Origin of the sequence: Mesorhizobium sp. M7A.F.Ca.US.002.01.1.1 (assembly GCF_004022955.1) — a bacterium.
Classification (GTDB): domain Bacteria; phylum Pseudomonadota; class Alphaproteobacteria; order Rhizobiales; family Rhizobiaceae; genus Mesorhizobium; species Mesorhizobium ciceri.
In genome coordinates this window covers 1-11,323 of record NZ_RZQE01000169.1, presented here as the reverse complement: position 1 = coordinate 11,323, position 11,323 = coordinate 1, and the positions used below count along the sequence as shown (strand labels likewise).

10 protein-coding genes are annotated in these 11,323 nt (G+C 60.1%); 5 read left to right on the top strand and 5 right to left on the bottom strand.

The genetic code is table 11. The annotated features are described in order from the left end of the window. Nucleotides 1-208: 208 nt before the first annotated feature. On the bottom strand, nucleotides 209-826 hold the full coding sequence (locus EN932_RS17715; protein ID WP_245460891.1) for a DUF995 domain-containing protein: 618 nt from the start codon (nucleotides 824-826) through the stop codon (nucleotides 209-211). Between the two features lie 212 nt (nucleotides 827-1,038). On the opposite strand from EN932_RS17715, the gene EN932_RS17710 reads away from it, so the two are divergent. The 3 genes from EN932_RS17710 to EN932_RS17700 all read left to right on the top strand — a co-directional run bounded on the left by EN932_RS17710 (nucleotide 1,039) and on the right by EN932_RS17700 (nucleotide 4,824). Beyond that, nucleotides 1,039-2,667, top strand: coding sequence for a glycosyltransferase family 39 protein (locus tag EN932_RS17710; RefSeq protein ID WP_127368185.1), 1,629 nt, complete (start codon nucleotides 1,039-1,041; stop codon nucleotides 2,665-2,667). A 184-nt stretch (nucleotides 2,668-2,851) separates the two neighbouring features. After that, entirely contained in the window at nucleotides 2,852-3,778 is a 927-nt protein-coding gene (locus EN932_RS17705) for a lysylphosphatidylglycerol synthase transmembrane domain-containing protein (RefSeq protein ID WP_027162713.1), read from the top strand. Nucleotides 3,779-3,822: 44 nt separating this feature from the next. Then, nucleotides 3,823-4,824, top strand: coding sequence for a glycosyltransferase family 2 protein (locus EN932_RS17700; RefSeq protein ID WP_198032118.1), 1,002 nt, complete (start codon nucleotides 3,823-3,825; stop codon nucleotides 4,822-4,824). Nucleotides 4,825-4,984: 160 nt separating this feature from the next. Here EN932_RS17700 and EN932_RS17695 read toward each other — a convergent pair whose 3' ends face one another. Further along, entirely contained in the window at nucleotides 4,985-5,392 is a 408-nt protein-coding gene (locus tag EN932_RS17695) for a hypothetical protein (protein ID WP_013532500.1), read from the bottom strand. 292 nt (nucleotides 5,393-5,684) lie between these two features. Then, nucleotides 5,685-7,565, bottom strand: coding sequence for a cellulose synthase catalytic subunit (locus EN932_RS17690; RefSeq protein WP_127384679.1), 1,881 nt, complete (start codon nucleotides 7,563-7,565; stop codon nucleotides 5,685-5,687). Between the two features lie 598 nt (nucleotides 7,566-8,163). Here EN932_RS17690 and EN932_RS17685 point away from each other — a divergent pair. Further along, on the top strand, nucleotides 8,164-9,087 hold the full coding sequence (locus EN932_RS17685) for a glycoside hydrolase family 26 protein (RefSeq protein ID WP_013532502.1): 924 nt from the start codon (nucleotides 8,164-8,166) through the stop codon (nucleotides 9,085-9,087). Between the two features lie 133 nt (nucleotides 9,088-9,220). Next, nucleotides 9,221-9,706 carry a DUF995 domain-containing protein gene (locus EN932_RS17680; protein ID WP_013532503.1) on the top strand — a complete coding sequence of 162 codons (486 nt, stop codon included), beginning with the start codon at nucleotides 9,221-9,223 and terminating at the stop codon, nucleotides 9,704-9,706. A gap of 29 nt (nucleotides 9,707-9,735) precedes the next feature. On the opposite strand, the gene EN932_RS17675 is transcribed toward EN932_RS17680, so the two are convergent. After that, nucleotides 9,736-10,185 (bottom strand): DNA polymerase III subunit chi, encoded by a 450-nt coding sequence (locus tag EN932_RS17675; protein WP_013532504.1) that lies wholly within the window; start codon nucleotides 10,183-10,185, stop codon nucleotides 9,736-9,738. Between the two features lie 28 nt (nucleotides 10,186-10,213). Continuing rightward, nucleotides 10,214-11,323 (bottom strand): leucyl aminopeptidase (locus tag EN932_RS17670; RefSeq protein WP_128368950.1); only part of this gene is annotated, 1,110 nt, incomplete at its 5' end.

Here is an 11,323-nt window from a genome sequence, read left to right as displayed (position 1 = left end):
ATATTAGATATCACTAATTATTAAATTTCATCAAAACCGTATGGCAGGCCATCGTCTTGTCGTCCGGGTGATGCAATTGAATGCGATTAAATGCGATCGGCGCGCCGATCGCGCCTGCCGAGCCACTCAACTATAAGCGATTCGCGGGTTCCACGACAGGCGCACGGGAAGAACAGCCAGGCCATCTCAGCGCGGCCGGAAGCGCGGCCTACTTTTTGGCATCGACCAGCTTGCGGGTCACTTCGAACTGCGCGCCCTTGGTGTCGCCTGCTTCGAACTTCTTGTATTCGTCGGAAGGATCCTCGGGAGATCGCTTGAAACCGTACCATTCCCCGTCCGGATCCTTGCGTTGCTCGATATTCCGGCCCTGAATGCGGTGGCTGTAGCAGGTGCGGTGCTGCTCGCCGGTGTAACCTTTCGATCGCCAGGCGAGCTCCATGCACATCTTGCCGTCCTTGGTCACCAGCCATCTGCCCTCCGCGACAGACGTGGTGTCCTGCCCGGACGTCCAGGCCTGGAGACGTCGATTGTCCTGCGCGAAAAAGGCCGCGCCGTTTTTCCATATCCATGTGCGGTCGGCATAAAGAAGCTGCAGCTCGTAGGCAGTTGGAGCCGGTGCGATGACCGTTCCCGCTGGTCTGCCGTCTTTGGCGGCAGCCGCATGCGCCGTTCCCGAAAGCGCCGTCTGGCCGCAGAGGGCCAGGAGAAACATGAGTTGCATACAAGTTGCGAACCGACAATGTTTGCGTCGACGGTCGACACCATGCGGTGGCAATCCGGTCAGAGCTGTCAGTACAATTGGCGTTCGCATGCCCGTTTTGCCCAAGGTAGCACTATCATCGCTCTGACAGCCGTATGAACTATTTAACAGTCGCGAGAACGGTGATGTCAACCTTTGCGAGCGGACGGACAACAACCGTTCCAGATGTGCGCATCCCGCTGTCGTCAAAATTAAGAAATGTGTCATATGCTCTGCCCAACTCTGACAATCGCACTCAAAAGCAACATCCGCAGACGTGAGGGAGGACGCGGTTTCAAATGGCGGGCGACCCGGAATTGAACCAGGCTGAAGGTCAGCAATACCGGCAGCAGTCGACCGTCCGGGAAACGACTGCTCGCAACACCGTGAGCCCCAACATGGCGATCTTGCTGGGGATACTGTTCATTGCGATCCTGTTCAGGTTCCACAACATAACCTTGCCGCTGGTCGATGCCTTCAGCTGGCGCGAAACAAGTACCGCGATGATGGCCGACAATTTCCAGCAGCGCAGCTGGAACATCTTCTTCCCCGAGGTCAGCTGGACCGGGCCCGGGCCAAGCTATCAGGGCCGCGAGTTCCAGATCGTCAGCTATCTGACCGCCATACTCTACCAACTCTTTGGCTGGCACGACTGGTTCGGCCGCATGATTGCGGCCCTTTTCGGCTTGGTGACGGTGTTTTCACTGCACAGACTAACGGCGCTATGCTGGGGCGAGACGCACGCCCACGCCGCGGCACTTGCCTATGCGCTGATGCCGGCGGCGATCATGATCGACAGCTCGTTCCTTCCCGACCCCTCGATGCTGGCTCTGGTAACCTTGGGCGTCTGGCTTTTCACGAAATACTGGACGGGAGGCAGCGCGTGGCTGCTCCCCTTCGCCACAGCCAGCTTTTCCCTCGGTGTGCTTGCAAAACCACCGGGTTTGGCTGCTGGAGGCGTCATATTCTATCTGATGGTTTGCTGGCTTTTGCAAAATCGGCGAAAGCATGCGGCCAAAGTATTCATAAGCGGACTGGTCAGCCTGTTCGTCATCGGCGCCTACTACAGCTGGGCCATTTATCTCGGGCGAACCTATCCGCCCTTTCATGTCGCGGGCAGCGGATACATCTGGGATTCTGGATTCTGGACGTTTTTCAACAACGATTTCTATTTCAAATCTGTTTGGAACACGTCGGTCTGGTGGTTTTATGGCTATCCGTTCATGATTTTGATGGCGGTCGGATTCTGGATGCCGCCCCAGCCAGTCGCGGAATCGAAAGAACGCGCTCTTTCGGCCATACCTTTCATATGGCTTGCAGCGGCCTCTGTTGTTTATCTCGCTGCGGCACGTGAGATCACGACCAATCCATGGAACTATCATATATTCCATGTGCCATTTGCGATGTTTTGCGGCCGTGGCGCGGTCGTCCTGGCGACGCTTGGAGCCAAAACCGTTTCGTCTCCTGGGGTAATTCTGCGGTCGATTTGCATCGCGGCCGCTATGCTTGTCTGGTCGACTTTTCCCCTCGTCCGGACGATGAAGGCGCCCTTCGCCATGAATGGAAAGTTGCTTGGCGACGAGCTGGCGCGCAGGGCCCAACCTGGCGATCTTGTCGTGGCCATCGCTCCGGAGGTGGGAGATCCCGTCGCAGTCTATTACAGCAGGGCGCGCGGGTGGGTGTTTCCGCCTGGTGGCGGCGACGTGGAGTGGTCCAGGTTCGTCGAGGACGATGCCATCGCGATAGCACAGCTTGAGGAACTTCGCACGCAAGGCGCGGATTGGTTCGGCGTGGCAAAGGATGCCGAAGACAGTCAGAAACGGCCGTTCATCGAGCATCATGACGGGGTGATCGACTATCTCAACAAGATCGGGACCAAGCGGCTGGATTCGGACAACCTCCTGATTTATGAAATCAGCCGGCCTTGATCTGGTCAGGCCGTTGGGCTTATGGGCTGGGGATCAGGCAAACGTTGGAAATCCGGCGACGGTCAGCGACCTTGCCGACCCGCCCTCGCCTGCCCAACGCAGCAAGCTAAGCGAGACAAGCCGGCCAGCAAGCTCAAATATCTCTACGGCTGGCGGAATTCGACGGTTGCGACCGGAGGAATTGTTGAAACGAGCGATTTCGATCATTGTGACGCTGGCCCTGCTGGCCTGGCTCGCCAGCGACTCGCGCTGGCGCATGGTCGGCGACGCCTTTGCCCGCATCACGCCCGGCACCTTCGCCGTGGCGACGATCGCGTTCTTCGCCACCTATGTCTTGCGTGCGCTGCGCGTCTGCGACGAGTTCCGCGACGAGGTGCATGGCCGCTTCGGCGCCTGCCTGCGCGTCATTCTGATCCACAATGCGATGATCAACGTCGTGCCCTTTCGCGGCGGCGAGACGGCCTTTCCCCTGCTCCTGCGCCAGGTCTTCGGCATACCGATCATGCGCGCCAGCGCCTCACTGCTGTGGTTCAGGCTGCAGGACGCCTTCGTCGTCGGCGTGCTGGCCCTGGCTGTATGGCCGGGCCTGCATCCGGCGATTAGGATTGCGGGCGGGGCCGTCTTGATCACCGCCGCCTGGTACCTGCCGCGCTGGGCGCGTGCGCCGCATGACTGGGCCGGCCGCGGCAAGATCGTGGCGAAGCTCGGCAAGCTCCGAGATGTGTTCACCGAAGCAACCGGACGCTCGCGCTATGGCTGGTGGTGGACGATCGCGAACTGGTCGCTGAAGCTCACTGTGCAGGGATGGTTGTTGGCAATGCTGCTGGGGACATCCTTTTCGACCGCCTTTCCAGGCGTCGTTGGGGCCGAAGGAGCCGCCATACTGCCGGTGCAAGGCGTCGCCGGCTTCGGCACCTATGAAGCGGGAGCAGCGGCGGCGCTGCTCACCTCCGGAATCACGATGAAGAATGGCTTGCAGGCGGCGCTGGCGCTGCACCTGTTCATCTTCTGCTCGGCAATCGCCACGGGTGCGATCGCCTGGCTGTTTCCCTCGAAATCGACGCTGCCGGGAAATCCGGCTGTCGGACCTGCAAGGAAGCCATCCCAATGAACGTATTGCCCATCCCTGCTTCGGGACTGCCTGACGGCGCGGTAATGCCGAACCATACGCTGTCCATCGTCGTCCCCATGTACAACGAGGCCGAAAATGTCGAGCCGCTGCTGGCACGGATCCACCAGGCGATGGAAGGCTACGACCAGCCCTGGGAGGTCGTGCTGGTCGATGACGGCAGCACCGACGCGACGGTGAGCGAGATCAGGCGCCTTGCAGTGCATTACGGCTCGCATGTGCATGCGGTCGAGCTGGTGCGCAACTACAAGCAGACCGCCGCGATGCAGGCCGGCATCGACGCGGCGCGCGGCGACGTCATCGCCACGATCGACGGCGACCTGCAAAATGATCCCTACGACATTCCGCGCATGGTCTATCGCCTGCTGAGCGAGGATCTCGACCTGGTGGTCGGCTGGCGCAAGGACCGCCAGGAAGGGTTTTTCATGCGCAGGCTGCCCTCGCGCATCGCCAACGCGCTGATCGCGCGCGTCACCGGCGTGCGCCTCAAGGACTATGGCTGCAGCCTTAAGGTCTATCGCGGCAACGTCATCCGCAGCGTCAAGCTCTACGGCGAGATGCACCGCTTCATCCCGGCATGGCTGGCCACGGTGACGACCCCGAGACGCATCGCGCAGGAGGTGGTGACGCACCATGCCCGCATCCACGGCCAGTCCAAATACGGCATTTCGCGCACCTTCAGGGTCGTGCTCGATCTGGTGTTCATGTACTTCTTCATGCGCTATCGCACACGGCCGGGACATTTCTTCGGCGGCATCGGCATCGTGCTTGGCGCGCTGGGTTCGCTGATCCTTGCCTACCTGCTTTGCCTGAAGCTGTTTTTCGCCGAAGACATCGGAACGCGCCCGATGCTGTTCACCGGCTTCTTCCTGCTCATCGCCGGGGTGCAGATGGTGACGTCGGGCGTGCTGGCGGAAATGCTGGCACGCGTCTATCACGAGGCGAACGGAGCATCGGCCTATGTCGCGCGGCTACGGCCGCCGGCCGGCGACAATGACGGCTGGCACGCCCCGGGCCGACCATCGTGACCTGATCGGAATGCCACGGAGGTCCGCGCCTAACGAACGCATGGCGGTTGGAGGGCAAGAGGCAAAGCGCAACGTCTGCGCAAACCTCCCGCCCTCCACTCGCGCCCCCCCGGCAAAGACCCGGCAGCAGTCAAATCGGCCGCGCTTCAGGTCTGATGGCTTAGTAACGCGAACGGCAGCTGGCGCGCTGGCCGAAACCGCTCGGACCACATATCCAGGGCGAATGACCCAGGAGCGGGCCGCCATTGCCCAGACTGTAGGAGACCTTCACCGTCGCCGGCCTGCCGACCCGCTGCGGCCGCACGAAGGCCGCATAGGCCTCCTCCCTCGTACGCGTCACGTTGGTCATCTTGGTGAGCGGTTTGCGGTTGATCAGATGCAGCCGCTTGTCCTTGGCGTAGTGCACCCTCTGGCCAAGCGAATGAACCACGGGCTTGGTGCCGATCGAGCTCGTCTTGGTGGCATCCATGCTTTGGCAACCGGACATCATCGAGATCAATGCAACCGCGGCAAATGCACAGGCATGTTTCTTGCCGAGCCTTGCCCCTCTTTCCATTATTTTGTTCATCGCTATCCCCTGCCATGAAATACAAGTCGCTGGAGCGCGGAGATATATTGCTCTTATTTGCTTTCCGCACCACGCGAGTGACCCATCGCCACTCACATCATGAGCTGTATATTAGGGGAGACTTATTAAATATCATGCAAACGATATGATGAGCGCGGTCTTTCGGCACTCGACCGGATATTATTAAAATTTGACCTTTTGGGCCCGTGTCTGGCCCTGCTACAGCTTGCCGGCCGGCTATCAAGGCAAATGCGGTTCAGGGGAGTTGTTTGCGCACGGACGCCTGTCGGCGTCAGCGTGGCGGATTCCAGGCGGGGTCAAGATGGAATGTGCGGGTTCCGCTCCCGCCGCGCCCGGCTCCGGAAACCGGGTAGGCCACGCTGACGATGCGCATACCGCCTGCCCCCTGCTGGAGCCCATATATGCCTTCCAGGCCGCGGTCACAGAACGCGGCGCCCGGGACGAAGAGCGCAACGCCAGCGAGCGAGGTCTGCAAGGCGAGTTTCGCGGCATTGCAACGCAACGAAATTTTGTTCTCCACGAGGTGCCTGGTGATGATCACGACCACAAGCAATCCGTAGACGAACGCATTGAAGGCAGCGAACCAGTAGAAGCCGGCGGCGTCCGAGGCGCGGTCTACAAGAAGGACCGGCAGCGAAGCTCCCATTGCAAGCACCACATAGGGAACAATAACGCGGGCAGGCAGCAGGTTTTTCGGGCCACTGCCCTTGGGGGTAACGCGAAAATCGACGAACGACTTGGTCAGATAATCGCGGATCGACGACAGCGTGCCCGCCAGCACCCACGGCCAACGAGCGAAAAATGAGAACAACATTCCCTCCCAACTGATCGTCTTGGCGGTCAGTGGGCGCGACAGCCCGAAGGACTTCAACAGCATCACCAGCACAATCAGCGAAATCGAGTTCGGCGCATAGTATAGAAGGAAGTCAATATACGTCACATTGGCGAAATTCTGACCCGTAAGAAGCGCGTATATCGGCATGATGTACATGAGAAGCGAAAATACGGCGAAAAGCGGATACCAGAGCTGGCGGAACAGGAACTGGAATTTCAGCCGTGGCGATACCTTGGAAAGGTATATGGGCGAGTATTCGAGCATGATCGTCATCAGGCTCCGCGACCACTGGAACTCTTGCGTGACAAGATCGCCAAAGGTTTGCGGGCCGTCGCCATGGGCAATGGCGTCTATGGCATGCACACCGCGCCAACCAGCCGCAATGAACAGCATGGACGTCGAGTGATCTTCGGCCAGTTCCGGGCCAAGGCCGCCGACCTGCTTGAGCGCTGCGGTTCTCACGGCATAGTGCGAGCCGATGCAGAGCGGCGTTCCGTCGCCCGTGTGGCCGGACTGCAAAGGTCCGTGGAACATCCCTTCCGGGAACAGCCGGCCGCGTGCCGACCAGCTTTCAGCGGCATTGTTGTCGCATATGCTCGGCGCCGATACATAGCCAACCGCCGGGTCGGCAAAGGCGACCAGGATTTCCCTGAGATAGGTTGGTGTCGGGACGTGGTCCGCGTCCATCTGAGCGACGAAGTGATAGCGTTCATAACCATAGTGGTCGTAGAAGAAGGCCAGGTTTCCCTCTTTGCAGCGCGTCCGGCGGGGCCACACCTTGCGGTGATAATCTTCCCGCCCGCGCCGCGTCGAAATCATGACGTTATGGGCATCGCACCAGGCAATCGTTTCCTCGGACGGGTCCTCGTCGGCCAGCCAGGTATCATGCGGACAGTCCTGCGCCAGCATTGCCTCGAGGGTTCGCGCAACCACGGAAAACGGCTCTGACGGAGCCTTGGTCACCACCATCGCGACACGCGAATGCTTCGGGATCGTGTGAAGCCTGGACGGCTTTTTCATCGCATGCACGTTCAAGAGAAAATACATCGGCATGAATGTCAGCCATACGAGCGTCAATGTCGCCAGCATGTATGGGATAACGTGTTCGATGTGCCCGGGCTGCAGCCACCAGAACCAGAAAAATCCGAACGTTACCGACCAGCAGGCAAGTCCTAGCTTCCAGATCCGCTTCTGGGCGGCCGACAGCACGGGCACCAGAAAAGGAGGCTTCTCCGCCGCCTTCCCCGGAGCTGCCCCACGCCCCCGTTTCGGCATGGTCTTACTGCCGATGATCCCCACGTCCGCGGAAACACTCATACACTTTACTGCCGCCACCCGAGCATCAGCCAAACGACGGCCGATGAGCCTAACCCAGCAGCAGAATCCGCTCAGGCATCCTTAGAGTCAACTAAATTAGTTATTCCTTAACTATGGTTCTTCAGAACTGGTTAAGGATAGTCCGGTGGAACAGTTTCCACCGACCAGCACGTGAACGATGAGCCGCAAATTTTTCAGCGCTGGAGAATTCGCCGGGCCAAAGCTGTCCGGCAAGGATCGAACTTTGAGAGCAGCGTTAACCATGTCGCGCGCATATGGTTAAGCAACCGTTAATTGCACTTGACTCTTGGTCGCGACCGGCTCTTAAATTAGCCAGGGATGATATATCGGGATATTGACGCGAATTTGTGAGTATCGCGGCGAACTTTCTCTCGAGCGCCCCCTGTATAGGGCCTTGAGAGATAATTTTTTGGGTGGCTCTGTGTCAGGTTTCGCACATCCGCCAACGGGTCGCTCCGAAATCCCGCAGATTCTGCAAATAGAGCCGATCGGTTTTGGGTAATCGTGTCGATCAAGCATCGATGCGCACGGGCGAAGCCTTAACTTCCGCAAGAGGTTGGGGCCATGGGAGATCGACATGAAACACTCCACAGTAAAAGCACTTGCAATCGCGCTGGCATTGGGCGGAAGCGCCGCGTTCCCCACGGCAGGAGGCGCTGGCTCAGTAGCCGCGACGGACCCCGTCCAGACGAGCAGCGCCGCCTCGGCGTTCGGATCCTACGATCCCTACGGCGACTTCAGCGCCGACAAGAGCGCCAGCATCGAAGAGCTGTTCCTGCCCTGGGAAGACGTCGATCTGTCGACGCTGCCACTCGCCGACGCCTATGCGCTGCAGCGCGGCCGTTCGCTGCTGATCACGGTTGAGCCGTGGACCTGGTCCAAGGACTGGCGCATCACCCCGCCCGAATTGCGCGACGGCATTTTGAGCGGCAAATATGACGCCAACATGCAGGCGATCTGCGACCTGGTGGGACAGATGAAGAGCCCGGTGACCATTCGCTGGGCGCAGGAAATGGAAGACAAGAACGGCCGCTTCACCTGGGCCAACTGGGCTCCCAAGGACTGGATCTCCGCTTACAAGCGCGAAGTCGACATCTGCCGCAAAGCTGCCCCCGCAGCCAAGTACATGTGGTCGCCCAAAGGCGAAGAGGGTTTGGAAAAATACTACCCCGGCGACGACTATGTCGACGTCATCGGCCTGTCGGTGTTCGGTCTGCAGAAAAAAGATGATGACGAGACCGGCCGCGACCGCACCTTCGCTGAGCTGCTGAAGCCCGGCTATGACCGCGTTGCAGTGTTCAACAAGCCGATCATCGTTGCGGAACTCGGCTATGTCGGGAAGCAGGACTATGTCTCGAAATGGCAGGAAGATTCCCGCAAATCCTACGCGGAGTTCCCGGCGCTGACTTCGGTTGTCTACTTCAACCAGAAGGAAGTGTGGCCGTGGCTGGGTGGCTATGGTCTGCCCGACTGGAGGGTGACCCAGCACGTCCTGCCGTAGACGCATCGTGCTGATCGACCCCGACGCGATCGGGATCGACTTCCAATCTCCTTGTTTGATCGTGATCCATCCCGAACCAGCGGTTCGGGATGAGGATTGAGGCGTGGCGTAAATCAGTCTGTGGAGAAGTTTCGTGAAGCGGGTAGTGGGAAATTATCTTGGAGCGGCATTCGCCTGCTCCGTTCTTGTTCTTGCCTTCCAGGCTCCTGCGACAGCCAAGACGGCGATGAAAATCGCCGAGCAGGCTCAAGAGGCCACAGCGGTTCCTGACGAAGGCGTCTACCAGATCTATCAGAACCATTCGTGGCTGTGGGGCAAGAAGGGCGCCGGCTTCTTTGCCGTCAAGCAGAGACAGTTCGAGTCCTGGACCCACGACAAAGGCAAGTCGGGCTATGGCGACGGCATGTGGTTCATTCCCGGCGGCGGCAAGCTGTGCTGGCGTGCGCAATGGCACGGTTCCTGGGGCGTGAAGGGCTCGATGACCTGCTTCGAGCACCGCCAGGCTGGCAAAGTAATCTACCAGCGCAAGGCTCCGGATGGCGACTGGTATGTTTTCAAGAGATTGAAACACGGCGACTACGTCACCCGGAAACAGAACCGGATCAAGGCAAGACTGTAGGATCGTGTCATCCGCCACAAGCGGCTGGTCTACGCCTTGCGCTCCCAGCGGCGATCTGGCGTCTGTTGCCAGTAGGTGACGTCGTGGCCAGCGCTCTTCATCACCTTCCAGTGTCCTCGCGCCGCCTCGAGCTGGGCGGCATCGTGGCCATCGAACAGGAACACCGCGCGCTCGTAGCCGCCAAGGTCAGGCGGCACCGCGCCGTCGACCAGGAACCTTATCTTGGCGTCGTTGGGATTGCCGTCGCCGGTGGTCAACAGAATCGGCTGTTCGCCGGGATGAGCCTCACGATCGGTTGCGTGCGCCAGGAACGAATCGTCGCGGAAGGTCCAAAGATGCTGGTCGAGCGCATCGCGGCGTTCCTCGGTGCCTGTCTGCACCACGGCGCGCCAGCCACGGTCGACGCTGCGCTCCAGGAGGCCTGGCAGCGCATCCTCCAGCGTCGATTCGGTCAGGTGGTAGAACAGAACGTCGGCCATCGCTTCAGCCTATAGTGATCGAACCCGTTCACTGCTCATAGTTATCGCGCACCAGCCGGTCGAGCAGCCTGACGCCGAAACCGGAACCCCACGACTGGTTGATCTCGTTCGACGGCGCCCCCATGGCCGTGCCGGCTATGTCGAGATGAGCCCATGGCGTGTCCTTGACGAAGCGCTGCAGAAACTGCGCCGCGATGGTGGCGCCGCCAAAACGGCCGCCGATGTTCTTCATGTCGGCGTTCTTGGAATCGATCAGCTTGTCGTATTCGGCGCCGAGCGGCATGCGCCACAGCCGTTCCTGAGTCGCCTGCCCCGCCACCGACAATTTTTCGGCCAGTTCGTCATTGTTGGAAAACAGGCCGGCATAATGTTGGCCGAGCGCCACCATGATGGCGCCGGTCAGCGTCGCCAGATTGACCATGAATTTCGGCTGGAAGCGGTCGTTGCAGTACCACAACGCATCGGCCAGCACGAGGCGGCCCTCGGCGTCGGTATTGAGCACCTCGATGGTCTGGCCCGACATCGAAGTGACAATATCACCGGGACGCTGGGCATGACCGTCGACGGCATTTTCGACCAGTCCGATGATACCGACGACATTGGCTTTCGCCTTGCGGGCCGCCAGCGCATGCATCAGGCCGGTAACGGCGGCGGCGCCGCCCATGTCGCCCTTCATATCCTCCATGCCCGAGGCCGGCTTTATGGAATTGCCGCCGGTGTCGAAAGTGACGCCCTTGCCGACGAAGGCGATCGGGCTGTCCTTCGGCTTGCCGCCGTTCCACTGCATGATCGCCATGCGGGCGCCGCGTGGCGAGCCTTGCGCGACACCGAGCAGCGAGCCCATGCCGAGCTTCTTCATTTCCTTCTCAGCCAATATCTCTACCTTGACGCCTAACCCCTCGAGTTCCTTGGCGCGGGCAGCGAACTCGACCGGCCCAAGCACGTTTGCCGGTTCGTTGACGAGGTCGCGCGCCAGAAGGACGCCGTCGATCACCGCCTCGGCATCGGCGAAGGCCTTCTTCGCAGCGGCCGGATCGGCGGTGTGGATGGTCACCTTGACCGGCTTCTTCGGCTCTGCCTTGCCGTCGTCCTTGTCCTTCCTGGTCTTGTACTTGTCGAAGGAATAGCTGCGCAGGAG

Bases quoted from the DNA above. Each gene is read 5' to 3' on its own strand.
- EN932_RS17710 (WP_127368185.1), top strand. From the start codon at position 1,039: ATGGCGGGCGACCCGGAATTGAACCAGGCTGAAGGTCAGCAATACCGG.
- EN932_RS17700 (WP_198032118.1), top strand. From the start codon at position 3,823: ATGCCGAACCATACGCTGTCCATCGTCGTCCCCATGTACAACGAGGCC.
- EN932_RS17695 (WP_013532500.1), bottom strand. From the start codon at position 5,392: ATGAACAAAATAATGGAAAGAGGGGCAAGGCTCGGCAAGAAACATGCC.
- EN932_RS17690 (WP_127384679.1), bottom strand. From the start codon at position 7,565: ATGAGTGTTTCCGCGGACGTGGGGATCATCGGCAGTAAGACCATGCCG.
- EN932_RS17685 (WP_013532502.1), top strand. From the start codon at position 8,164: ATGAAACACTCCACAGTAAAAGCACTTGCAATCGCGCTGGCATTGGGC.
- EN932_RS17675 (WP_013532504.1), bottom strand. From the start codon at position 10,185: ATGGCCGACGTTCTGTTCTACCACCTGACCGAATCGACGCTGGAGGAT.